The organism is Methylomonas sp. MS20 (genome assembly GCF_050275925.1).
Lineage (GTDB): Bacteria > Pseudomonadota > Gammaproteobacteria > Methylococcales > Methylomonadaceae > Methylomonas > Methylomonas koyamae_A.
The window spans coordinates 4748651-4773814 of sequence record NZ_CP189962.1 but is presented as its reverse complement, the minus strand read 5'-3'; the positions used below and the strand labels follow the sequence as shown (position 1 = coordinate 4773814).

Genomic DNA, 25164 nt, shown 5'->3' with positions numbered 1-25164 from the left:
GCGGTTTGAATTTGCAACTTGGTCAGTTTTGCTTTGCTATCACGACTAAATTGGCTTCAGTGGCGCAGAGTCTTTCGATTTTGTATGCCGATTTTGAAGTTTTTGATAGTAGTGTGTTCGTCGATTTCCCCGTATCGGTTGCTTCTGGACATAATTGGTTCAGCTCGATAAGTAAAAGCGCTGAATTTCGTTTTGATGGCTACGCGCCCTTCAATCCTTTACCGCTACAACATGCCCCGGCTTTGATCGAATGGGGGATGAATTGGTGTGTATCTAGTCAAATTAATACTTTTTTGATAATCCATGCTGCTGTCATAGAGAAAAATGGCTGGGCGGCTGTGTTACCGGCGCCGCCGGGATCCGGAAAAAGTACTTTGACCGCCACGTTGATTCAAGAAGGTTGGCGATTACTATCGGACGAATTGACTCTGGTTGATCCAGTGACATTCCGAGTACACCCCTTTCCCCGTCCCGTCAGCTTGAAGAATCAATCCATTGACATCGTCGCCAAGCGCTATCCTGGCCTTGTGTTCGGGCCATTGTCAACGGATACATCGAAGGGCACTGTTTGCCATCTTAAGCCACCCGAAACCAGCGTCAGTCGGCAGAGCGAGTCTTGTCCGATTGCTTGGGTCATATTTCCAAAATATGAAGCTGGCTCCGCGACCGAGTTTGCGCCAAAGGCAAAATCGTTAACGTTTATTGATGTAGCGGATAACGCGTTTAATTTTAGTCGGTTAGGCTACGCGGGATTTTACGCCTTGCGTAATGTATTGGACCGGGCAAGCTGTTACCAGTTGCGTTACAGCTGCCTAGACGATGCCGTTCAAATTTTCGACCAACTTAAGAGCGCCGAATGAGTTTTGAATGGCCCTTGTTGGTCAAGGTGATCAACGATCAGGTGTCTCATGCCGAGTTGTCCTTACCCGAATGGGGATTATTAGTCAGGCAGGCGCGTGCATCGATGTTACTGGCGAAGTTGGTTCATCAGGTGGAAAGCCGTGGCGGGCTAGATGGTATTCCGGAAGCCGCGCGTCGGCATTTAATCTCCGCAAAATGTTTTTCCGAAAAACAAAGCAACGACCTATTTTGGGAAATTCGCCAGTTGCAAAAAGTGGCTCGACAGTTAGAGTTTCCTTTTGTCTTGTTGAAGGGCGCGGCGTATGCAGTGACTGAACACCTCGCCGCGAGAGGTAGGGTCTTTTCAGATATTGATTTACTGGTTCCCCGCGAAAAAATAGGCTCCGCCGAGAAGCGTTTGATGATTCATGGTTGGATGGGCGGGCAAAACGGCGTTTACAACGAACGTTATTACCGGCGCTGGATGCATGAAATTCCACCAATCAGACACCTGTCCAGGGGCAGCGTCATCGATCTACACCATAACATCCTGCCGATAACGTGTAAGGATTGTCCCGATGCCGGATTACTACTAGCCGATGCGCGCGCATTGGATAAATTCGATGGACTAGCGGTATTATCTCCTGTCGATCAAGTGATACACAGCGCGGTTCATTTGTTTTACGACGGTGAATTGGAGCACGGCTTGCGGGACTTGGTCGATTTAGATGCGCTGATTCGCGGTTTGGGCGAACAGCAGGTCAGATTGATTTCACGTTCATCCGAATTGGGTCTGGCAAGGCCAGTCCTTTACGCATTGCGTTACTCGACTACAATACTCGGTACACCGCTGTCGGACGAATTGGCCCGGCAACTTCAACAAGTGACGCCCGCCAAGGCAATTCTCGCGGTGATGGATTTTTTGTTCATTCGCGCGCTGATGCCGGTCCATCCAAGTTGCACCGACCGCTGGACAGGTTTGGCCCGTAACGTATTATTTTTGCGGGCGCATTGGTTAAAAATGCCGTGGTATTTGCTATTGCCCCATCTGACTATCAAGGCCTGGATGCGTCTGACCGGCAAAGAGAAGCACTAATTCCGGGTGCTCACTTCATGGCGAGCCGACTCGACAGTCTTAAACAAGAACCTTCTCGACATGAAAATCTTACATATTCTGGATCACTCGATTCCATTGCACAGCGGCTACACCTTTCGTACCCGAGCGATACTCGAACAGCAACGTAAGCTGGGTTGGCACACTTTTCATGTGACTTCCGCCAAGCATCAGGCTCCCGGTAGCGATTTCGAAACGGTGGATGGCTTGGATTTTTATCGTTCGTCCCAACCGCGAGGTTTACAGGCAAAATTACCCGTTATGAACCAATGGGCGATTGTTCAGACTCTGGCGCGGAGGTTGGACCAGATCATTCCGGAAATTCGCCCGGATATCCTGCATGCTCATTCTCCGGCATTAAACGGGATGGCGGCTTTGAGAATGGCCAAAAAATACCGATTGCCGTTGGTTTACGAATGCCGGGCATTTTGGGAAGATGCCGCCGTCGACCACGGTACGACCGCGGAAGGTAGCTTGCGTTACCGTATTACCAAAGCCCTGGAAACGTATGTGTTTAAGAATGCCGATGCTGTGACGACGATTTGCGAAGGACTCCGCAACGATATTATCGGACGGGGTATTCCAGCCGAAAAAATCACCGTGATTCCCAACGCGGTCGATATCGAAAAATTCAGTTTCGGTGATGTTGCCGAGCCCGCGCTACTCGATCAACTAGGCCTGACGGGAAAAATTGTACTCGGTTTCATTGGTTCGTTTTATGCGTACGAAGGTTTATTGTTGTTGCTGGATGCTTTGCCCGAGATCGTCCGGCAGCGGCCGGATGTCCGGCTGCTGTTGGTTGGCGGCGGTCCGCAACAAGCACAAATCCAACAGAAAATTCAAGCCTTAGGGCTGGCGGGCTGGGTTGTGATGCCGGGACGGGTTCCCCATGATCAGGTGCAACGGTATTACAATTTGGTCGATATTTTCGTCTATCCGAGATTGTCGATGCGACTGACCGATTTGGTTACGCCCCTGAAGCCGCTCGAAGCCATGGCGCAAGGTCGCCTGTTGGTGGCTTCGGATGTCGGCGGTCATCACGAATTGATCGAAGATCGTCGGACCGGCTATTTGTTCCGAGCCGGCGACCAAGCGGCCTTGGCGTCGACCGTTTTGAATGCCTTGGCCGATAAATCGCATTGGGACGACATCCGTCGAGCTGGACGGCACTATGTCGAACAAATCCGTAACTGGCAAACCAGCGTGGCACGTTATCAAGCGGTGTATGCCGGATTGATACGGGACGGGCATGACACGGACTGATCCCAGGCTGGTGGTTTTCAGCAGTCTCTACCCCAGTCAGGTTCGCCCGAATGCCGGTGTATTCGTCCGGGAGCGCATGCGCAGGGTCGCGGCGCACTGTGCGTTGGCGGTGGTCTCGCCGGTACCATGGTTCCCGTTTCAAGGGGTGATCCGCAAATTCAAGCCCAATTACCGGCCACAGCCCGCCACTTACGAATGTCAGGACGGTATCGACGTTTATTTCCCGAGGTTTCTGTCCTTGCCAGGATTAGGCCGCCGGTGGGACGGATTGATGATGGCGTTGGGCAGTTATCGGACTTTATACCGATTGTCTCGCAACTTCGGATTTAATCTGATTGACGCGCATTTTGCCTATCCGGACGGCTACGCGGCAGGATGGTTGGGGCGCTGTTTCCACGTGCCGGTTACAATCACGTTACGCGGCACCGAAGTACCGTTGTCCAAAATCGCCAGTCGGCGGGCGCGCCTGTTGGCGGCGCTTCGTAGGGCCGTTCGAGTGTTCTCTGTGTCGGAATCGCTTAAACGACATGTCGTTAGCATCGGTGCCGAAGCCGATAAAATTTTGGTGGTGGGGAATGGCGTCGATACGAATGTCTTCTATCCGCTGGATAAAGTCTCGACTCGTCAGAGTTTGCAACTCAACGTCGATGCGCCGGTGCTGATTTCAGTGGGTGGCTTGGTCGATCGCAAAGGGTTTCACCGAGTCATCGAGATATTGCCGGCGCTGCTGGCAAAACATCCCGGTTTACGCTACTTGATTGTCGGTGGCGGCAGTCCGGAGGGTGATATTCGCCAGCGTCTGGAGAAGCAAGTCGCCGAACTCGGCCTCGCTGAACAGGTGCGTTTCCTGGGTGCGATGCCCGCCGCAGCCTTGAAAGAGGTTCTGTCCGCCGCCGACGTTTTTGTATTGGCGACGGCTAACGAAGGCTGGGCCAACGTGCTCTTGGAAGCGATGGCTTGCGGTTTGCCGATTGTAACCACCGATGTTGGCGGCAATCGCGAGGTGGTTTGCGACGATAGTTTGGGGCAGGTGGTGCCGTTCGGCGATCGCGATGCCTTGCTGAAGGCGCTCGATGCCGCGCTAGGGCGGGACTGGGATCGCCATGCGATTATTGCCTATGCCGCTCAGAATGCCTGGGATCAACGCGTCGCTGTCTTGGTGGCGGAATTCAACCAACTGGTAAATCGATCATGAGCCTTTACACTTCGCTGTGCTCCTCCGTGCTGTTTCCTCTACACGAAGCGTTAAAAAAACACAGTACCGTCAGGGTGCGCAAGGCGATGGAGCGTAGCCAGTGGTTGGGCGTGGACGAAATTCGCCAGGCTCAGGTCAAGGACTTGACACGGTTTCTAACCGATATTGGCCAGCATGTGCCTTACTATCGGACATTGTTTGCGGCATTAGACTTCAAGCCGGCGCAGGTCGCCAGTTTAAACGATTTGGCGCGCCTGCCCTTGCTGGACAAGCCGACGATACGCGCCAATTTGGATAAAATGCGGGCGGATGATGCCGAGGGTTTGGCCCGCTTCAACACCGGCGGATCAAGCGGCGAGCCATTGATTTTTTACATCGGCAGTCGCCGCGTCAGTCACGATGTGGCCGCCAAATGGCGCGCCACCCGCTGGTGGGGTGTCGACATCGGCGATCCCGAAGCGGTGATATGGGGGTCGCCGATCGAGCTGGGCGCGCAGGATAAAATTCGGCTGATTCGCGATAAGCTGTTGCGGACCCATTTAATACCGGCTTTCGAGATGTCTCAAGAAAAGTTGGACGGCTTCGTGGCCAGGATACGGCAAATCCGGCCGAAAATGCTGTTCGGCTATCCGTCGGCGTTAGCGCATATTGCCAGTCACGCCGAAAAGCGCGGCGTGGCAATGACCGATTTGGGTATCAAGGTGGCGTTCGTCACGTCCGAGCGCTTATACGATTATCAGCGTGACAAGATTCAAGCGGTCTTCGGTTGTCCGGTTGCCAACGGCTATGGCGGCCGCGATGCCGGTTTCATCGCTCATCAGTGTCCGGAAGGCGCGATGCACATCACGGCGGAAGACATCATCGTCGAAATTGTCGATAAACAAGGCAAGCCGCTGCCCAATGGCGAGTTGGGCGAGATTGTCGTCACCCATCTGGCTACGCGCGATTTCCCGTTTATCCGCTACCGCACCGGCGACATGGGAATCTTGTCCGACAAAACTTGCGCTTGCGGGCGAGGGCTGCCGTTACTCGAAGACATACAAGGTCGCACCACCGACTTCGTTGTGGCGCGGGACGGCACCGTGCTGCACGGCCTGGCCTTGATTTATGTGTTGCGCGATTTAGAAGGTGTCGACGCTTTCAAGATCACGCAAGACAGTCTGGATAAGACCAGCGTGCAAATCGTCAAGACCGAGGCTTACCGAGCCGAATCCGAACAACGCATCGTCGCGGAATTTAAAAAGCGATTGGGTGATACGGTCAACGTTGCGATCGAATATACCGATTACATACCCAAGGAGCGTTCCGGCAAATTCCGGTACGTTATCAGCCACGTCAAGCCTTAATCGAGCAACATGACAAAATTCGCGGGATGGGTGGGCAGCGGAGCCTGGAACGAAAGCGCTGTCGCGAGTCTGACCGAGTTGGTCGGTCGGGCCGGATCGGCCTTCGATTTTCAATACGACGGTCATTTCGGACTGGCCAGTCAAGCGCCGGCGCTGCTCCGAGACGATGGCATTCTGTTGTTTGCTTTGAAGACGGCTGCTTCTACGGAGCATTTGCGGGAAGTCTTGGCGCGGTATCGGCGGCACGGTGCCGCTTTATTCGATGGCGGTAGCTCATGCGATGGCGTGGTTTTGATCGATAGCGTCCGCCGTTTGCTGTTGGCTGCCACGGACCCTATCGGCTTGAGTCACATTTATTACGCGGTTACCGATTCCGTGATCGTGTTTGGTTCCAGTGCCGATTTCGTGGTTCGCCATCCGGCGGTCGAAAGCGAAATTTCGGCGCAGGCTATTTACGATTACGTCTATTACCACCATTGCCCTAGCCCAAACACCATCTACACCAAGGTCAAGAAGTTGGAAGGCGGTCAGCAATTGAGTTTCGAAGACGGCAAACTGGAACTGCGCCGTTATTGGTTGCCGTCGTTTAACGAATCCGCGCTCGATTTAAGGCAGGTCGGCGAGGATTTGAAAGCCGGCTTGATCGAAACCGTGCGCGGCATGGTCGGCAGCGGAGACGATACCGGCGCATTTTTAAGCGGTGGCTTGGATAGTTCCAGCGTGGCTGGCGCGCTGGCTAAAGTGTTTCCCGGGAAGGCCAAGACCTTTTCGATGGGTTTTCCGGTCGAAGGTTACAACGAAATCGAATACGCCAACATTGCGGTCAAACATTTCAATACGCGTCAACACGAGTATTACGTAACGCCGGAAGACACGGTAAATGCCGTCCCGATGATTGCTGCGTATTACGATGAGCCGTTCGGCAACTCTTCGGCCTTGGCGGCCTACTATTGCGCGAAATTGGCTAAGGACAACGGCGTCGGGCGCTTGCTGGCCGGGGACGGCGGCGATGAGATCTTCGCCGGCAACGAGCGCTACGCCAAGCAGATGTTGTTCGAGCATTACCATCGGCTGCCCCGAGCGGTTGGCGCCGGCTTGGAAGGGGTGTTGAACGCCTTGCCGGCCGGCTTGGCGAATACTAAATTGCCGTTCAAGGCCAAACGCTATATCGAGCAAGCCAAGGCCGCGATGCCGGATCGATTGCAGGATTACAACTTTTTGCACCGTCACACCGCTGCCGACATTTTTGTCGGCGATTTTCTGGCGCAAATCGATACCGGCGAACCGCTGCAACTGCTACGAGACAATTACCGGCGCCCGGATCAGGCGAGCACCTTGAACAGAATGCTGTATATGGACTGGAAAGCCACGCTGCACGACAACGATTTGGTCAAGGTCAATCGGATGTGCGAACTGGCCGGCGTTGAGGTCTGCTATCCGTTGCTCGATAGCCGTATCGTTGAGTTGTCCTGCCAAATACCGTCCGCCGCTAAATTGCACGGTCAAAAATTACGTTGGTTTTATAAGCAGGCGATGGCGGATTTTCTGCCGGACGCGATCATCAACAAATCCAAGCACGGCTTCGGGCTGCCGTTCGGTATTTGGCTCAAAGACCATCAACCCTTGAAAGATTTGGCCTACGACGCGATCAACGCGTTGAAAAAGCGCGGTTATTTCAAGCCGGAATTTCTCGATCACGCGATTGCGATGCATCAAAGCATACACGCGGCCTACTACGGCGAACTGATCTGGATTTTGATGATGTTGGAACTGTGGTTTGCCGGCAAACAAAAGGCGTGATGCACGCGGCAAGGCGAGTGACAAAAAACGTCAGTTTTCGACTTGGAACGATGGTGCAAGGCTTGCCGGGTTTCCGCGGGTTGCTGTTTGATTTAGTGGTCTAGGGCTGGGTTTTAGGTAAGCTGTTGATCTTGTTTTCAAAAAAATCACTAGCTATGTTGTAATCGCAAAAGCCCGTTCTGGCATAAGTCTTGTATTGGTTAATGCGTTCGTTATTCAATCAGACAGAGAGATACCGCTATGAACATTCAAATGCGTAAAACACAACAAGGTTTCACCTTGATCGAACTGATGATCGTCGTCGCGATTATCGGTATTTTGGCCGCTATCGCGATTCCGGCTTATCAAGACTACACCGTTAAAGCTAAAGTTTCAGAAGGTCCGAGTTTGGCCTCTCCGCTTTTTACTGCTGCGGGGGTGGCTTGTAGTGAGCAAGATTTGGGAGCTACGGCAACTAAAACTAATCTGGACTATGGTTTGGCAGCGTCTACTACGATAAACGGCAAGTATGTGAATTCGGCCTTACTCACGACATCAAGCTCTAGTACTGCTCTGGTTACGATTACCTATACTGTAATTGGGAGTTCGATTACCTCGACGTCGAATAAGCTTTATTATAGAGGCGAATGCACTGCTGGAGCGGGCATGAAATGGAGCATACCAGCCTCAGGTACTTCAAACCCGGTTAACGCTAAGTACAACCCAAAAACCTAAGATTATAAGCGTAATTTTGAGGTGGTTATTGAAAAGGGGCTTTTTAGCCCCTTTTCTTTTTGGCATTAATCTTCTGTGATTTGTTAATGGTTAGTGTATTTTCTAATTTGTATCTAAAGCTGTCAATATTATTTCTGGCTGTTGTCCTGGTTTATTTTCCCGGGAAAAATGGCCCTTTTGTTGCCGATGACTTTCCAAATATATTGGATAATTCTGGAGTTGCCATTGACAGCTTGGATGTCGATTCTATCCGCTCTGCGATGGTTGGGAATACCGGGGCCAGATTTAAAAGGCCGTTAGCGGGGGTTAGTTTTGCGTTGAATTATTATTTTTCTGGACAATCCTACGACAAACAAGTCTTTAAGCTGACTAATATCGCCGTTCACGGCGTAAACGCGATACTGGTGTTTTTGGTCGCCAGGCTTTTAGTTGGAGCGTATGCACCAAGCTGTCCATCGGATTATGTGGCTTGGTTAGTAGCCATGGTCTGGGCGTTACATCCATTACAAGTCAGTACAGTGCTTTACGTTGTACAACGTATGACCAGTCTTTCGACGAGTTTCGTATTAATGGGGATTTGGCTGTTTTTGAAAGGTCGGTTGGCATTAAATGCGAAATATAGTTTGATTTTAATGTTCGCTGGCTGCATCTCGGGGACTGGATTCGGCGTGGCGGCGAAAGAAAATGCATTGTTATTGCCTTTCATGATCGCTGTTTGCGAGTTTTTTATTTTGCCCCGTGAGCAAAATAGATCGCGATCGGATAAGTCTAAATTACGTATCTATTATGCGTTGACCTTGGTACTTCCGATGCTGGTCGGTCTGGTGCTGTTGTTGGTCGCTCCGGACTTTATATTTCGAGATTATGCCGTTAGAGAGTTTACTCCAAGTCAGCGTTTGATGACCGAGGCTAGAGTTTTATTTTACTATGTCGGATTGTTGTTCTATCCGGATAATCGTAGTTTTGGATTATTTAATGATGACTTCCCAATTAGTTTTGGCTTATTTAACCCGGCAACTACTGCGTTAGCATTGGTGGGAATAATTGTACTGCTCACAGTACCAGTCCGTTCCCTGCTGTGTCGAAAAGAGTCATTGGTGGGTTTTGCAATTATGTGGTTTTTGGTAGGGCATTCCATCGAGTCTACGATATATCCATTGGAGCTGGTTTTTGAGCATCGCAATTATCTGCCGAGCGTAGGTGTGGTGATTTTTTTTGTGTTAGGCGTGTATCAATTTCTTTCGAAATACGTAAGTAAAAGCTTTATCAATGCGCTGTTTTTAGCTTTGATTGTCGCTTTGTCAGCAGGTACGTATTTGCGAGCTTCAATATGGGCTGATTTGGATAGCCTGGCTTATTTCGAGGTTAGAAATCACCCGTCATCTCCTCGGGCAAATACAGTGTATGCAAACACTGTCGAACTTAAGGTTGGTCCAAATATAGAGAGTTATCAATATTACTTGAAAGCAGCTAAGTTGAATAACTATGAAATTGCTTCACTGGTGGAGGCGTACCTTGAGTTGAGTCGACTGATATATCTCAACCGTGTAAAAGTATACGAGGCACCGGTGACGCTTCCAAGATCCTATGACGATTCTATACAGATCAATATGGCATATATGGAAGAGCTTAGACACTTGTTAAATCAAGAGGTTATAAGAAGGATAAGTGCAAAATCCTCGCCGTTGCGTACGATGTTAGAGCTGAGGAGTGTGGCGAATTGTTTGATAAATGACGACTACGAATGTCGTGAAATTAGTGGCGATATTGAAGGGTGGATTGATATAGCGTTGTCTCGGCCGGAGTTTTATGATCAGGGAATGATGAGTTTAATCAAAGCAAAGGTTCTCTGTAAGCGGGGAGAAGTTCAAAAAGCTTTCGATTTTATGGAAAAAGCTATTTTGGCGGCGCCAGATAAAGTATATTTTCAAACCGAGAAAGCTTATTTGCTTATAACGCTAAGGGAGTACGAAAAAGCAGAGGCAATAATTGACGTCGTTGAAAAGTGGCCTAACGTTAATGGATTTGATCGGAAAGAGTTTTCGACGCTTCGAGATTTTATCCGAGCGAGTAGAGTCAAGGACTTAAACTCTAATAGTTAGATTCCGAACAAGGTTGGGGCTACGGTTTCCTAAGGCGTGCCCATCGTGTAACATGGTGTCGATTTTCGGATGGCGTTCGTGCGAACGCCTCCTACTTTCGAATGACTGAATTCATCCGGCATGCGCATCCTGAACATTCGTTACAAAAACATCAATTCCCTGGCCGGCGAAGGGCGGATCTATTTCGATCAAGGGCCTATCGCTGAGGCTGGCGTGTTTGCGATTACCGGTCCGAACGGTTCGGGTAAAACCAGTATCCTTGATGTCATCACGCTGGGCCTCTATGGCGAGACCTTTCGTTTCGACAAGCCGGCCGAGCATGTAATGACCAAACAGACCGACGAAAGCGTGGCCAGCGTCGAGTTTTCGTTGGGTGGCGAGAAGTTTCGTTCCGATTGGTATGCCAGGCGGGCGGAAGGCGATAAACAGTCGCGGGCCGAGACCGAGATGTCGTTGACCAAGCTTGGCGAGAGCGACGAGTTGTTGGCCGAAACGCCATCGACGGTGCGTGGGCGGATTGCCGAACTGACCGGTATGGATTTCCATAAATTCAGCAAATCGATGGTGTTGCCGCAAGGCGATTTCGCGGTATTTTTAAATGCGCTGGATAGCGAGCGCATGGACATACTCGAAAAAATCGCCGGCGGCGACATTTACGAACAATACCGCCAACAAGTCGAAGCCCACTATCGCCAAATCGCGGATCGCGTCCGCCAATTGCAACAGGATAGCGCCGCGATTCCCTTGCTCGAGGAAGCAGAACTCGACGCCAGTCGCGCCGACCTGCGGGATTTTCTAGATCAACACACCGAATTGTCCGGTCAGCAGGACTATTTAAGACAACATCAGCTTAAATTGGAAAACGTCGCCGCATTGGAGGCCGAAGAGCGGCAACTGGCCCGGCAAACCGCCGAGCTTCAAACCCAAATGCAGACTTTGCAATCGGATTTGCAACGAATCGCCGCGATTGACAATGTCGACAGCTATCGTGAACAGTTGGCGGGATTGGATGCCAAGCAGTCTAAAATCGGCGAACTCCAAAGCGAGCTAGCGAGTTTGCGCCGGGAAGTGGCTAGCCTGCGTCAGCAGTTGGGCGTTGGCGGCAGCGATCTGGAACCGCCGGCCGGCGACCGGGATTGGGCTTCGCAGAAACGGATTATCGACGACATCAAGATCAGGCTCAGCGAGTTGAAATTAGAATTGCCCAGGGAACTGGCGGCGGTGGAGGCGGCCCAACAAACCTTGGCCGACAAACGTGCCGCGCTCACCGAGCTGGAAGGGTGGTTGCAAGAGCATCGCAGCGAGGCCATTCTGCTAACGGACTTTCCGGATGTCGTGCAGTTGCGCAATCTCAGAACCGAGATCGCGGAACTAGGTGCCAAGCAGAAGACGCAGTTGGCTTGGTCGAAAAATACCTCGGCGGCCTTGAAAAAGAATCAAACGGCCTTGACCGATGCCAAGGCCGGCTTGGTTGAGTTACAGGAGCGGATCGCGGCAGCCGAGGCAAATATCGCGACGCACGGTCAGGGTAGAAGCGTCGATGAAATTCGCGAGCTGTTATCCGAGCAACAGGCGAGGGTCAACGATTTCCAAGAGTTGTATTCGTTAGCCAGTGTCAATGCGAAGGTGACCAAAAAGGGCTTGTTCGGTTGGCTGTCGACGAACAAGTCGTCGGAGTTTCCCGACGAGGGCGAACTGCGCGACAAATTGGCGGCGCTGAAACACGAATTCGGCCGAGAGGAAAACATCGGCTCGGCGCTGGAACAAGCGATCGCCAACGAGGCCTTGTTGCGCAAAATGACGCCCGATCGCGGGAAATTGGTGGACGGCAAACCTTGTTTCCTATGCGGCTCCTTGCATCATCCTTACACGTCGAAACCGCCGGTAATGACCGACTCGAAAAAGGCGTTAGTCGATCAGCGCGGCAAAATGCAAGCCTTGAAGGCTGCCATGGCCAATATCGAAGCCCAGTTGACCGCGGCGGAAAAACGTAGTTCACAGATGTCCGCCAAGGAACGGCGCTTGCAGGAAATGCGCGCGCAATGGCGGGTTTTGGTGAATCGGCTGAATGTCGCCCGCGACGGTATGGCGATCGAAAATCTGAGCTTGCAAAAGCAGTGTTTGGACCAGGAAACCGAAGAACTCGAAAAAATTAAACTGCTGCTGAAAGATGTCGGCCAGTGGCAACGCAACATTGGGAAATGGACCGACGAAATCGGCGTGAAACAAGCGCAAATCCTCAAATTGGCGGCTGTCGTCGAGCAATTGGAAACCGCGTGGAATAACCGTCCGCCCGAAGCCATTGAAGGCGAACAGCAATTGGCCGCGTTGAAAGCTTCTGAAAAGGCCTTGTTGGACAAACTGGAGAAAGCGTTGATGCCTCTGGGGGAGAAAATACCGGGCAAGTCCAAGGAAAATGCTTTGTTCGATCGCCTGAATGTCCGGCGCCAGGACTATCAAATACGCGATTTGCGCAAACAGGGTGTGCTTGCCGATATCAACGGTTTGCAGGACGGTTTGCAATCCGGTCAGGCGCGCATTATTCGCTATCAAGCGGAAATTGCCGAACTGACCGAAGCCTTGCAAAACCATGAGTTGTCGGGTTTGCATTTGGCATTGTTCGAGAAACAAACGTCAATCGCCGACCTTGAAGCCCGGTTTGGTCAGCTTGAGGCGGATTACGACGTCCACTTTGGCCAATTGCGCGACCGATGGTTGGCCGACGGCTTCAGCGATTTGGAGAGCTTGAGGTCGGTGTTAGAGCAATGGAATAGCAGAACGGAAATGGCCGAGATTCTAGCGAAAATGGAGCAGCGCTTGGCGGCATTGAACGTAGAATTGGCCGAGCAGGATTTACGCTTGCAAAAAGCCTATGCCGCGTTGCCTGGGCCCGACACAGCGGCCGATTTACTAGTCATGCAACGCGCGCTGTCTGAAAAAATCGACATTACCGAGCACGAGATCCGGAGCTTGGAGCACAAACTTGCCAAGCAACAGACTTACGCGGAGACCTTTGGCGAACTGCAAGAACAACTGCGGCGGGAACTAGCGGCTTTCGCCGAAGCGGAAGCGGAGTTGAATTTGATCAACCACGAGCAGGGCGGGATGCGGCGGCGGATTCAACAGTTGTTGGTCGAGAAACTGCTACGGCAGGCGAATCGAATCTTGGAAGGCTTGAGCGGTCGCTATTATTTACGTAACGGCTTTAGCGAGTACGGTTTGGCATTGGAAGTCGAGGATACTAAGCAGATCAACGTACGGCGTTTGCCGAAAACCTTATCGGGCGGCGAGAGTTTTGTTGTCAGCCTGGCGTTGGCCTTGGCATTATCGGAAATTGCCAACAACGGTAGAGCGATCGATTCCTTGTTCTTGGACGAGGGGTTCGGCAATCTTGACGCCGAGGCGCTGTATCTGGCGATGACGACGCTGGAGAGCCTGAAAACCCAAGGTAAGATTGTCGGGGTGATTTCTCACGTAGATGCCGTGAAAAAGCGGATTAAGACCCAAATCGAGTTGGTCAAAAACACCAACGGTTTTAGCGAGTTGAAAATGGTGGCCTGACCGCCGGCGCGGTCGGGCCTGTTCAGGTGTTCATGGATTTGGCGTCGGTTTGAAGGCTTTGCCGTAAGTGGTGTCCGCGTTGAAATCGTCCCAAACGTAGACCGGCCTGACGATGGGTTGAGTGGGAATCGGCGCCGAGATTAAGTCAAGCACGCCGACGCCCATCCTGGCGCCCATATTGATCAAGCCTTTGAAAGTGCCGCCAACGAAACCGTACACGACATTGCTTTGGTTATTCACCAGGATGATGTTTTTAGGGATTTCCAGCGACGCAGTGGCGATATTGGCCAGCCCGGAACTGAGTTTGCGGCCTACCGTTTCTCCATAGCTTTCGTTTTCACCGGGTTGGGCATGCGCGGCGGCGGCGAACGCGGCGATCAAGCTGAAGGCCCAAACGGTTTGCTTTGCTTTCATAGCGTATCCTGAATCTGTTGACGAATCGGCGCCGCCCGCAAGCGGGCGACGGTACCCGAGCAAGTATAGCAGTGGGTGTGCTTACTTTTTCAAGGCCTTGGCGAAGGCATTGCTCATGGTATTCGGCACGGCCGGCTGTGGTTTGCCTTTAAGCGCCGGTTTGTTCGCGGGCCTTTGCGGCTTTTCGCCGCGCACGATGTCGGCTTCGTCGACACTCTTTTTCATGCTCAACGAAATCCGCTGCCTAGCGACATCGATTTCCAATACTCTGACTTTGACCATGTCGCCCGCTTTGACGACATCGCGCGGATCCTTGACGAAGTCGTCGGCCAAGTGAGAAATATGCACCAGACCGTCCTGGTGCACGCCGATGTCGACGAAGGCGCCAAAGGCGGCGACATTGGTGACCACACCCTCCAGTGTCATGCCGGGTTCCAGATCGGTGATTTTCTCGACACCTTCCTTGAATTGCACGCTTTTGAACTCGGGGCGCGGGTCGCGGCCGGGTTTTTCCAATTCCTGCAAAATATCGGTGACGGTCGGCAGGCCGAAGTCGGCGTTGGCGTAGTTGGCGGGATTCAGGCTACGTAGTGCCTGGCTTTGGCCAATCAGATCGCGTATCGATTTGCCGGTGTCGTCCAGGATGGCGTTGACCACCGGGTAAGCCTCGGGATGCACCGCCGAGGCGTCGAGCGGGTTGTCGCCGTTCATGATGCGTAAAAAGCCGGCGGCCTGTTCGAAGGCTTTGTCGCCGAGGCGCGGCACTTTCTTCAACTGCGCGCGGTTGGCGAAAGGGCCGTTTTGGTTGCGGAAGGCGACGATGTTTTCGCTGATACTGGCACTCAGGCCGGAGACTTGTTTCAGCAAGGCGACCGATGCGGTATTGACGTCAACACCGACCGCGTTCACGCAATCTTCGACCACGGTGTCCAGCATGCGAGCCAGTTGCACTTGGTTGACGTCGTGCTGGTATTGGCCGACGCCGATGGATTTGGGGTCGATCTTGACCAATTCGGCCAACGGGTCTTGCAAGCGGCGGGCGATGGATACCGCGCCGCGTAACGATACGTCGAGATCGGGAAATTCCTTGGCGGCCAATTCCGATGCCGAATACACCGAGGCGCCGGCTTCCGAAACGGTGATTTTCTGGAACAGCAGTTCTTTATGCCGTTTCATCAAATCGGCGACCAATTGGTCTGTTTCACGGGATGCGGTACCGTTGCCGATACTGACCAGTTGCACGCCGAATTGAGCAATCATGCGCGCCAGCGTGGCGATGGATTGGTCCCACTGGTTTTTCGGCTGGTGGGGATAAACGGTTTCGGTGGCCAGCAGTTTGCCGGTGGCATCGACCACCGCCACCTTGACGCCGGTGCGGATACCGGGATCCAGACCCATCGTCGCTTTCGGACCTGCCGGCGCCGCCAGCAACAAGTCGCGCAAATTGCTGGCGAAAACGCGGATGGCCTCCTGCTCGGCGGCTTCGCGCAAGCGCAGTTTCAAATCCATGTCGATGCGGGTGAAGAGTTTGATCTTCCAGGCGAAACGGGCGGTATCGGCCAGCCAAGAGTCCGCGGGTTTAGCGGTGTCGGTGATCTGTAAACGCTGGCAAACGAATTGGGTGCAGAGTTGATGTTCTTCCTGGTCAAGCTCGGCCGGTTTCAGCGTTAAAGTCAGCATGTCCTCGTTACGGCCGCGGAACAGGGCCAACGCGCGATGCGACGGAATTTTGTTGATGGCTTCGCTGTAATCGAAGTAATCCTTGAATTTCGCGGCTTCAACTTCCTTGCCGGCGACGATGGTCGATTGCAATATGCCTTTGTTCCAAATGCGCTCCCGCAGTTCGGAAAGTAATTCGGCGTCTTCGGAAATCCGTTCCATGATGATCTGGCGGGCGCCATCCAACGCGGTGGCGACATCGGCTATCCCTTTGTCCGCATCGATATAGCGCTGGGCGACTTGCTCTGGAACCAGATCGCGATCGTCCAATAGCGCATCGGCCAGCGGCTCCAGTCCGGCTTCGCGGGCGATTTGCGCCTTGGTACGGCGCTTGGGTTTGTAAGGTAGGTACAAGTCTTCCAGCAAGGTTTTGGTATCTGCGTCGAGTATGGCCTGTTCCAGCTCCGGTGTCAGTTTGCCCTGCGAACGTATGCTGTCGAGTATCGTATTGCGTCTGTCGTTCAGTTCCCGCAAATACGTTAAGCGTTCCTCCAGATGCCGCAATTGGGTGTCGTCAAGGCCTTCGGTCACTTCCTTACGGTAGCGGGCGATAAACGGCACGGTGGCGCCTTCGTCGAGCAACGCGACGGCGGCGGCGATTTGTTGAGGTTTGACGGAGAGTTCCGCGGCTATGCGCTTGATGACATCCATTGAGCTTTGCAGAGATGGTTGGAAACCGGTGATTTTACCGTAGTTAAGCGCCAGTCGAAGCGTCGGACCGGTTTACGTGAGGCACAAAAAAGGCGCTGTTTCTATCGAAACAGCGCCTAATCGAAAGAAGAACTTAATTATTATTATGGAAAACGATTACTTTGCTTGGCTCAGAATATCGTTGTTGAAGTCTTTGTGTTTAGCCAAGACTTGCGCTTCCGCTTGAGCAGTGGTTTCGCCGCTCATTTTCAAATGTTTAGTTTCGTCCATTTTCAGAAGTAGTACGCCAGCAATAGCGATAGCGGTTACGACAGCGACGACGGTAAAGGTATTGTCTTTTTCTTGTTCAGCCATTTTTATAATCCTCATCTTTGTTGTAATAATCAGCCCGTCTAGCAGGGGCAACTCGAGTTGTATGTCGAATGTTTAGTGTTTTTTTAGTCGACGGGGTATTTTTTACACTTAAATTTGTTTTGTGTCAAAACATTATTTTTTTTTTGTGCTGATTGGTGTTGGCGTCGGCTTATATTTATGAATTTATTGATAAAAATTTGTTTTGTATGCGGCTGGGACGCAAGGCGTCGCTTGCAGACAGGCGACCGGTATCGAGGCGGATGTGGGTTTTAGCTTCGGTTCGGGGTATCTTAAGCTCGCCAGCGCTACTGATCGGGCGGATAGCTTCGGTATTCGGCGGTTTGGTTGTCTTTTTACATTCGGAGAAACGTTTACATGGTTAAGCATATTCATTTGTTTTTCGTGGCATTGCTGGTGGTCAGTTTTTTGGGGCGGGTAGCGTTGGCGCAATTTAAGCCGGAGCTATTGGCGCGGAAGTGGCTGAAACTGGCTCCGCATGTCATCGCCGGCGTGTTGTTGTTGAGTGGTGCGATTTTGGTATTTCAAGGCGACTGGCTTGCCGGCAACTTCGGGTGGATTGTCGCGAAATTAGTGGTTTTGGTCGGCTTTATGATCGCCGGTGTTCGGACTATCCGCGAGGAGGGCGCAAGTCGCTGGAGGTGGTTTGGCGTGGCCTTGCTTTGCCTGTTTTATATTTCGAAAGTCGCGATGACCAAGCAAATTTTCTTCTTTTTTGGCTGATCGGTTGACGCCGGCTATCCCTTGCCGGCTCTGGATTTTTGTTGGCGGATCGTCACGTTTTTGGAGCGACGCTAGAGCCGTTTGGCCGTAAAGGCTTGCCAAATCAATGCCTTCTGGGGTAACCTCCCTACCTCCTGTCAATACTCAACGAAAGGAGGGTAGGATGCGAAAAACGAAATGGACGGCAGTTATGCTGGTTTCTATGAGTCTAGCGTCTTTTAGCTCTGTAAGTTTAGCGAAAACAGAAAGACACGGTTTATTGTCCATTGCACATAGCGGAGTCGCCTCTTATTACAGCGACAAACTGCATGGTCAGCGGACAGCAAGCGGTGAAATCTACGACAAAAATTCGTTAACAGCGGCCCATGCCAATCTCCCGTTCGGGACCTTGCTGCGGGTGGTCAATCTCAACAATAACCGCAGTGTTGATCTGCGGGTCAACGGACGGCCGGGCCGGCATAACAAGCGCTTGCTCGACGTCTCCAAACGAGCCGCCAAGGAGCTGGGATTTGTCCAGGCCGGGTTGGCTCAAGTCAAGATCGAAATCTTGCGCTGGGGCGAAGCTTAGCGCGGAAAAAAGGCGCGATTGCCGGGCAATCGCGCCTTTTTGTTTTCGATGGTTTGCGCTAAGCCTTGATGGCCTTGAAGCCGATATCGGTACGATAATAAATGGATTGCCAATTGATGCGTTTACACAGCGCATAGGCTTCGCGTTGTGCGTCGGCGATATTGTCGCCTAGCGCGCAGGCGCACAGTACTCGGCCGCCGTTGGTGACGATGGTGCCTCCGGCGCTTTGCGTGCCGGCGTGGAAGACTTTGGCATTTGCAGAATCGACGCCGTCCAGCCCGGAAATCAGTTCGCCCTTGGCGTATGCGTCCGGGTAGCCTCCGGCCGCCAACACCACGCCGAGCGCGGCTCGCTCGTCCCATTCGGTTGTAATTTGGTCCAGCTTACCGTCCAACGCCGCCAAGCAGAGTTCGACCAAGTCCGATTTTAGCCGCATCATGATGGGCTGAGTTTCCGGATCGCCGAATCGGCAATTGTATTCCAACACCTTGACGTTGCCGCGCGCGTCGATCATCAAACCGGCGTAGAGGAAGCCGGTGTAGGGCGTGCCATCGTCGCGCATGCCTTGCAAGGTGGGATAAATTACCTCGTCCATGACACGCTGATGGATGGCGGGCGTGACCACCGGCGCCGGCGAATAGGCGCCCATGCCGCCGGTATTGGGGCCTAGATCGCCGTTGTCCCGAGCCTTGTGATCTTGCGAGGTGGCCATCGCCAGCGCGTGTTCGCCATCGGCGATGACAATGAAGCTGGCTTCCTCTCCGACCAGGAACTCCTCGACGACAACCCTATGTCCGGCTTCACCGAAACTGTTGCCAGCCAACATATCGTTGACCGCGTCTATCGCCTGTTGCTCGTTTTGGGCGACGATGACGCCCTTGCCGGCCGCCAGGCCGTCGGCCTTGACGACGATCGGGGCGCCTTTGCGGCAAATGTAGGCGATTGCGGCTTCGGTGTCGGTGAAGGTTTGGTACTCGGCGGTCGGAATGCGATGGCGGGCCAGAAAGTCCTTGCAGAACGATTTGGAGCCTTCCAATTGCGCGGCTTGTGCTTTGGGGCCGAAGCATTTCAAGCCGGCCGCCGAGAAGCGATCGACAATGCCTTTTACCAGTGGCACTTCCGGGCCAACGATAGTCAGGCCGATGTTGCGGGCCAGTGCAAACCCTAATAAACCTTCGATGTCGTCCGCCGGGATGTCGACGTTAACGATACCGTTCTCCAAATCGGTGCCGGCGTTGCCGGGCGCGACATAGATTTGCCCCGCCAGCGGAGACTGTCTGGCCTTCCAGGCGAGCGCGTGCTCGCGACCGCCGCTACCCACGATCAATACGTTCATCATGTACTTACTCCGCAATCAGTGTCTGAAATGGCGCATGCCGGTCAACACCATTGCGATGTTGTGTTCGTCGGCCGCGTCGATGACTTCCTGGTCGCGCATCGAGCCGCCGGGGTGTATCACTGCGGTGACGCCGGCCGCCGCCGCCGCGTCGATGCCGTCGCGAAACGGGAAAAACGCGTCGGACGCCATCACCGAGCCCGGCACTTCCAAGCCTTCGTCGGCGGCTTTGATGCCGGCGATCTTGGCGGAATAAACCCGGCTCATTTGACCGGCGCCGATACCGATGGTTTGGCCGCCCTTGCCGTAGACGATGGCGTTGGATTTTACGAACTTGGCCACCTTCCAGACGAACAACAAATCAGCCAGCTCTTGCTCAGTCGGCGCGCGCTTGCTGACCACTTTCAAGTCTGCGGGACTGATGCTGCCGGTGTCTTTGTCCTGCACCAGCAGACCGCCGGCGACGCGTTTGAAGTTCAGCGCCTCGGGTTGGTTTGGCGACCAGAGGCCGGTTTCCAGAACCCGTACGTTCGGTTTTTTTGCTAGCGCGGCCTTGGCGCCGGCGGAAACTAGCGGGGCGATGATGACTTCGACAAACTGGCGGCGAGCGATTTCGCCGGCGGTTTGTTCGTCCAATTCCCGGTTGAAAGCAATAATGCCGCCGAAGGCCGACGTCGGATCGGTGGTATAGGCGGCGTTATAGGCGTCGAATAGGCTATCGGCGATGGCCACGCCGCAAGGATTGGCGTGCTTGACGATGACGCAGGCCGGTTGCTCGTCGAAGGATTTGACGCATTCCAGCGCGGCATCGGCGTCGGCGATATTGTTGTACGATAGTTCTTTACCTTGCAGTTGCTTGGCGCTGGCGATACTGCCGGCCGGCGGGTTTTTCTCGCCGTAAAACGCTGCGTTCTGATGCGGGTTTTCGCCGTAACGCATGCTTTGCAGTCGATGGAATTGCAAATTCAGCGTTTCCGGAAAATGGCCGGCATCGACAACCTTACTTAGATAAGCCGCGATCATCGTGTCGTAGCGGGCGGTATGCTCGAAACTTTTTAGCGCCAATCGAAAGCGGGTTTCGTGGCTCAGCGAACCGGCCTCGGCTTGCAGTTCGGTCAGAATGCTGGAGTAGTCGGCCGGGTCGACGACGATGGCGACGTCGTTATGGTTTTTGGCCGCGCCGCGAATCATGCTGGGGCCGCCGATGTCGATGTTTTCGATCGCGGTTTCCAGATCGCAATCCGGTTTAGCGACGGTTTGTTCGAAGGGATAGAGATTGACCACGACCATGTCGATGGCTTTGATGCCGTTCTCGGCCATTACCGCGTCGTCGATCCCCCGCCGGCCCAGAATTCCACCATGCACCTTGGGATGCAGGGTTTTCACTCGGCCGTCCATCATTTCCGGAAAGCCGGTGTAGTCGGACACTTCGGTAACCGGGATTTTATGCTCGGCCAGCAATTTGGCGGTGCCGCCGGTGGACAGCAGTTCCACGCCCAGCGCGCTGAGACTTCGGCAAAATTCGAGTACGCCGGTTTTATCCGAGACGCTAACCAGCGCCCGGTTGACTTGTTTTTTCATGCAAACCTCAAAAACAAAAGAAAATCGATTTAGCCGATACCGTAGTGGTCGAGCTTTTTACGCAAGGTGCTGCGGCTGAGACCCAGAATGACCGCCGCCTTGCTTTGATTGAAATCGCAATATTTCAGCGTGGTTTCCAGTAGCGGTTTTTCCACTTCGGCCAGCACCAAATGGTACAGACCGCTGGAATCGTGGCCGTTCAGATGCGAAAAATAGTCTTCGACGCAATGGCGGACGTGGTCGGACAACGTATCGACGCTGTCGCTGGCATTTTGGCTGTCGTGGCTTCCCATCTAGGCGGCTCTTGGTAGGAGATGATTGAACGACGCGTTAACCCGCGTCAGTTGTTGCACGGGATGTTGGGCTTGATTGATAGACTGCTTGTGCTCGGCGGGCAAGCCGCCCAGACGTTCGAAGTACCAGCCGATGTGTTTGCGGGCAATTCTAACACCGCAGTCGTCACCGTAAAAACGGTATAAATACTCCAGATGACTGTTCATTACGCCCTGGACGTCGGCCAGCGCAGGGTATTGCCAATGTTCGCCGTTGAGCGCGGCGGCCAGTTCGGCGAAAATCCACGGCTGACCTTGCGCGGCTCGGCCGATCATGATGGCGTCTGCGCCCGTGTGCGCCAGTACCCGTCGGGCTTTTTCCGGGCTGTCGATGTCGCCGTTGGCAATGATCGGAATCCGCGCGGTTTGCTTGACCTGCCGAATAGTGTCGTATTCGGCTTGGCCCTCGAATTTGCAAGCGCGGGTGCGGCCATGGATCGTCAGGGCCTGAATGCCGCAGTTTTCGGCGATACTGGCGATTTTGGCCGCGTTACGGTTTTCACGGTCCCAGCCGGTCCGGATTTTCAACGTTACCGGTATGTCGACGGCGGCGACGACAGCGGTCAAAATGTTTTCCACCAGCTTCTCGTCTTTCAACAAGGCCGAGCCCGCAGCGGTGGAACAGACCTTCTTGGCCGGGCAGCCCATGTTGATGTCGATGATGTGGGCGCCGCGTTGTTGATTCAATTTGGCCGCTTCCGCCATTTTCACCGGATCGTTACCCAAGATTTGCACGGCTCTGAGGCCGGTTTCGCCGGTGTAATCGGTTTTCTGCAGTGTTCTGGGGTGCTGTTGCAATTCGGTATTGGAGATTACCATTTCAGATACCGCCAGTCCCGCGCCGAATCGGCGGCAAAGTTGCCGAAAAGGCTGATCGGTGATGCCGGCCATCGGCGCCAGCAGCAAATTGTTGGGCAGGGAATAAGGGCCTATGCGCATAACTTGGGGAGGCTTCGGAAGGCCGAAAATGATACTCGAAAACCGCGCCGGACACGATGTTTTGTCGGGTCGAATCGACGAGCCCAACGCGGCTGCCGACGTCAGGCTTTCGCTATCGGGCCGCGATGGGCGCGCTTTCGCGTTTTCTCGCTAACCCGTTTCGACGCCTGTGATATTTTAGAAAGACAAAACTTCACCGCAACCCGCGGCTAGCCATTGATTGCAAACGACTGGATATGGGCGTACAGGAAAACTTCGAAACTCTCCCTCTCAAAGACTTTACCGAAAAGGCTTACCTCGATTACTCGATGTACGTCATTCTGGACCGGGCGCTGCCGCACATCGGCGATGGCTTGAAGCCGGTGCAACGGCGCATCGTCTATGCGATGTCCGAACTGGGTCTGACAGCTCTAGCTAAATACAAGAAATCGGCGCGTACCGTCGGTGACGTATTGGGTAAATATCATCCGCACGGTGATTCGGCCTGCTACGAGGCAATGGTGTTGATGGCTCAGGATTTTTCCTACCGTTATCCGTTGATCGACGGGCAGGGCAACTGGGGCTCGCCCGACGATCCCAAATCCTTCGCGGCGATGCGTTATACCGAATCGCGGCTGACCGCCTACGCGCAAACCCTGCTCAGCGAGTTGGGCCAGGGCACGGTGGATTGGGTGGACAATTTCGATGGCACGCTGGAAGAGCCATCGCTGCTGCCGGCGCGCTTGCCCAATGTGCTTTTGAACGGGACCACCGGTATCGCGGTGGGCATGGCGACCGATATTCCACCGCACAATCTGCGGGAAGTGGCCGCCGCCGTCCTGCAACTGCTCGACGAGCCGGAGACACCGCTGGAAAGCTTGCTGGCGCATATCAAGGGTCCGGACTTTCCGACCGACGCGGAAATCGTCACGCCGGCCGCCGATTTGCAAAAGCTGTATTTGACCGGTAACGGCTCGGTGAAAATGCGCGCGAAATACGAGGTCGAAGACGGCAATATCGTCATCACCGCGTTGCCGCATCAAGTGTCCGGCGCGAAATTGTTGGAGCAGATCGCCGCGCAGATGTTGGCGAAAAAACTGCCCATGATCGAGGACCTGCGCGACGAGTCCGATCACGAAAATCCGACCCGCTTGTTAATCATCCCCAAGACCAAGCGTACCGATGTCGACGCCGTGATGTCGCATCTGTTCGCCACGACCGATCTGGAGAAAAACTTTCGGGTCAACCTGAACATGATCGGTCTGAACGGCAAACCGCAAGTGAAAAATCTGCGGCAAATTCTGACCGAGTGGATTTCGTTCCGAACCGAAACCGTGCGTCGGCGTTTGCAATTCCGTTTGGACAAGGTCCTGGCGCGCCTGCACATCCTGGAAGGTTTGCTGATCGCCTACCTGAATATCGACGAAGTGATCGCGATCATTCGTCGGGAAGACCATCCCAAGCCAGTATTGATGGCGCGCTTCGGTTTGAGCGACGTGCAGGCGGAAGCGATTCTGGAATTGAAGCTGCGCCACTTGGCGAAATTGGAAGAAATGAAGATTCGCGGCGAGCAGGACGAGTTGGAGCGGGAGCGGGAGGAGTTGGAAATGACTCTCGGCTCCGCGCATTTGCTGAACCGCTTGATCCGAAAGGAAATAGAACGTGACGCCGAGAAATACGGCGACGCCCGTCGTTCGCCGATTGTGGCCCGCGAAGCCGCCCAAGCCCTGGATACCACGGAGCTAATCGCCAACGAACCGGTGACCATCATCTTGTCTCAGAAGGGCTGGATTCGCGCGGCAAAAGGATACGACATCGAAGTCGAGGGCCTAAGTTATCGGGCCGGAGACGGCTATTTGTCGTCGGCCAAGGGGCGAACTACCTTGCCGGCCTATGTGCTCGATTCGACCGGTCGGGTGTACACGATTACCACCCACGACCTGCCGTCGGCGCGTAGTCAAGGCGAACCGTTGACCGGGCGGCTGAATCCGCCTCCAGGCAGCATCTTCACCGACGTGTTTACCGGGCAGGCCGAGGATTGGGTGTTGATGAGCAGTAGCGCCGGTTACGGGTTCCGGGTGCAATTAAAGGAGCTTTACGGCAAGAACAAGGCCGGCAAAGCGGTCTTGACCGTACCGGATAAGGCCGAAGTCATGACGCCGACGCCGATTCCGCGGGACGCCGAGTGGCTGGCGGTTGCGACCTTGCAAGGCCGCTTGCTGATCTTCCCGGTCGCAGATTTACCGGAATTGGCAAAGGGCAAGGGTAACAAGCTGATTCAGATTCCGTCCGCCGATCTGGCATCCGGTAAGGATGCGGTGGTCGCGGTGACGGCCTTGGTGACCCACGGTGAGCTGAAAATTCTGTCCGGTAAGCGGTTCGTCACGTTGAAGGCCATCGACATCGCTCAATACTCCGGCAGCCGCGCCAACCGCGGAAATATATTGCCTAGAGGCTTTCAAAAAGTCGATGGATTGGAAAGTGTGGTTTGATTCAGATGCGGTGGTGTTTTCGGGAACCGACACGTCTGCCGCGCTCGGTAACGTAAAAAGTGGTTGACGTGGCTTGGACGGACAGGTAAGATGTCGGTCTTTCCGGTGCTCATGCGAGTGGCG

The 25164-nt window shown here is 53.8% G+C and carries 19 protein-coding genes; 12 read left to right on the top strand and 7 right to left on the bottom strand.

Annotated elements, in window-relative coordinates; all coding sequences use genetic code 11:
* The first annotated feature begins 5 nt into the window (after positions 1–5).
* From ACQE3D_RS21195 to ACQE3D_RS21155, 9 genes are all read left to right on the top strand, one after another.
* A complete protein-coding gene (locus tag ACQE3D_RS21195; RefSeq protein ID WP_313730565.1) occupies positions 6–860 on the top strand; it encodes an HprK-related kinase A in 855 nt (284 codons plus the stop codon).
* The gene (locus ACQE3D_RS21190; protein WP_313730566.1) at positions 857–1936 is read left to right on the top strand and encodes a nucleotidyltransferase domain-containing protein; all 1080 of its coding nucleotides are present in this window, start codon (positions 857–859) and stop codon (positions 1934–1936) included. Before ACQE3D_RS21195 ends, ACQE3D_RS21190 begins: the two co-directional genes overlap by 4 nt.
* A 60-nt stretch (positions 1937–1996) precedes the next feature.
* Positions 1997–3217 carry a TIGR04063 family PEP-CTERM/XrtA system glycosyltransferase gene (locus tag ACQE3D_RS21185; RefSeq protein ID WP_313730567.1) on the top strand — a complete coding sequence of 407 codons (1221 nt, stop codon included), beginning with the start codon at positions 1997–1999 and terminating at the stop codon, positions 3215–3217.
* Positions 3204–4412, top strand: a complete 1209-nt coding sequence (locus tag ACQE3D_RS21180; protein WP_313730568.1) for a glycosyltransferase — start codon at positions 3204–3206, stop codon at positions 4410–4412. Before ACQE3D_RS21185 ends, ACQE3D_RS21180 begins: the two co-directional genes overlap by 14 nt.
* On the top strand, positions 4409–5758 hold the full coding sequence (locus ACQE3D_RS21175; protein ID WP_313730569.1) for a phenylacetate--CoA ligase family protein: 1350 nt from the start codon (positions 4409–4411) through the stop codon (positions 5756–5758). The genes ACQE3D_RS21180 and ACQE3D_RS21175 overlap by 4 nt, the downstream gene beginning before the upstream one ends.
* A 9-nt stretch (positions 5759–5767) precedes the next feature.
* Positions 5768–7558: an asparagine synthetase B family protein gene (locus tag ACQE3D_RS21170; RefSeq protein ID WP_313730570.1), complete on the top strand. Its 1791-nt coding sequence runs from the start codon at positions 5768–5770 to the stop codon at positions 7556–7558.
* Positions 7559–7798: 240 nt separating this feature from the next.
* A complete protein-coding gene (locus ACQE3D_RS21165) occupies positions 7799–8272 on the top strand; it encodes a pilin (RefSeq protein ID WP_313730571.1) in 474 nt (157 codons plus the stop codon).
* Positions 8273–8358: 86 nt separating this feature from the next.
* Complete coding sequence (locus ACQE3D_RS21160) at positions 8359–10374, top strand: hypothetical protein (RefSeq protein WP_281021430.1); 2016 nt, start codon at positions 8359–8361, stop codon at positions 10372–10374.
* Positions 10375–10494: 120 nt separating this feature from the next.
* The gene (locus ACQE3D_RS21155; RefSeq protein ID WP_313730572.1) at positions 10495–13935 is read left to right on the top strand and encodes an AAA family ATPase; all 3441 of its coding nucleotides are present in this window, start codon (positions 10495–10497) and stop codon (positions 13933–13935) included.
* A gap of 30 nt (positions 13936–13965) precedes the next feature.
* Here ACQE3D_RS21155 and ACQE3D_RS21150 read toward each other — a convergent pair whose 3' ends face one another.
* From ACQE3D_RS21150 to ACQE3D_RS21140, 3 genes are all read right to left on the bottom strand, one after another.
* Complete coding sequence (locus tag ACQE3D_RS21150) at positions 13966–14349, bottom strand: exosortase system-associated protein, TIGR04073 family (RefSeq protein WP_071155722.1); 384 nt, start codon at positions 14347–14349, stop codon at positions 13966–13968.
* A gap of 81 nt (positions 14350–14430) precedes the next feature.
* Positions 14431–16719, bottom strand: a complete 2289-nt coding sequence (locus ACQE3D_RS21145) for a Tex family protein (RefSeq protein ID WP_313730573.1) — start codon at positions 16717–16719, stop codon at positions 14431–14433.
* Positions 16720–16875: 156 nt separating this feature from the next.
* Positions 16876–17073, bottom strand: coding sequence for a hypothetical protein (locus ACQE3D_RS21140; protein ID WP_064024863.1), 198 nt, complete (start codon positions 17071–17073; stop codon positions 16876–16878).
* A gap of 375 nt (positions 17074–17448) precedes the next feature.
* On the opposite strand from ACQE3D_RS21140, the gene ACQE3D_RS21135 reads away from it, so the two are divergent.
* On the top strand, positions 17449–17814 hold the full coding sequence (locus ACQE3D_RS21135) for a SirB2 family protein (protein ID WP_313730574.1): 366 nt from the start codon (positions 17449–17451) through the stop codon (positions 17812–17814).
* A 163-nt stretch (positions 17815–17977) separates the two neighbouring features.
* Entirely contained in the window at positions 17978–18382 is a 405-nt protein-coding gene (locus tag ACQE3D_RS21130) for a septal ring lytic transglycosylase RlpA family protein (RefSeq protein WP_064024900.1), read from the top strand.
* A gap of 58 nt (positions 18383–18440) precedes the next feature.
* Here ACQE3D_RS21130 and purD read toward each other — a convergent pair whose 3' ends face one another.
* Genes purD through dusB form a run of 4 tightly spaced genes read right to left on the bottom strand, consistent with a single transcriptional unit; the run spans position 18441 to position 22570 of the window.
* Positions 18441–19718: a phosphoribosylamine--glycine ligase gene (purD, locus tag ACQE3D_RS21125; RefSeq protein ID WP_313731063.1), complete on the bottom strand. Its 1278-nt coding sequence runs from the start codon at positions 19716–19718 to the stop codon at positions 18441–18443.
* An 18-nt stretch (positions 19719–19736) separates the two neighbouring features.
* A complete protein-coding gene (gene purH, locus ACQE3D_RS21120) occupies positions 19737–21299 on the bottom strand; it encodes a bifunctional phosphoribosylaminoimidazolecarboxamide formyltransferase/IMP cyclohydrolase (RefSeq protein WP_313730575.1) in 1563 nt (520 codons plus the stop codon).
* A 29-nt stretch (positions 21300–21328) separates the two neighbouring features.
* Entirely contained in the window at positions 21329–21592 is a 264-nt protein-coding gene (locus tag ACQE3D_RS21115; protein ID WP_064024856.1) for a helix-turn-helix domain-containing protein, read from the bottom strand.
* A complete protein-coding gene (gene dusB / locus ACQE3D_RS21110; protein WP_071155713.1) occupies positions 21593–22570 on the bottom strand; it encodes a tRNA dihydrouridine synthase DusB in 978 nt (325 codons plus the stop codon).
* Positions 22571–22806: 236 nt separating this feature from the next.
* Here dusB and parC point away from each other — a divergent pair, with 236 nt between their 5' ends.
* Entirely contained in the window at positions 22807–25041 is a 2235-nt protein-coding gene (gene parC, locus ACQE3D_RS21105) for a DNA topoisomerase IV subunit A (RefSeq protein WP_427551275.1), read from the top strand.
* Positions 25042–25164: the final 123 nt, after the last annotated feature.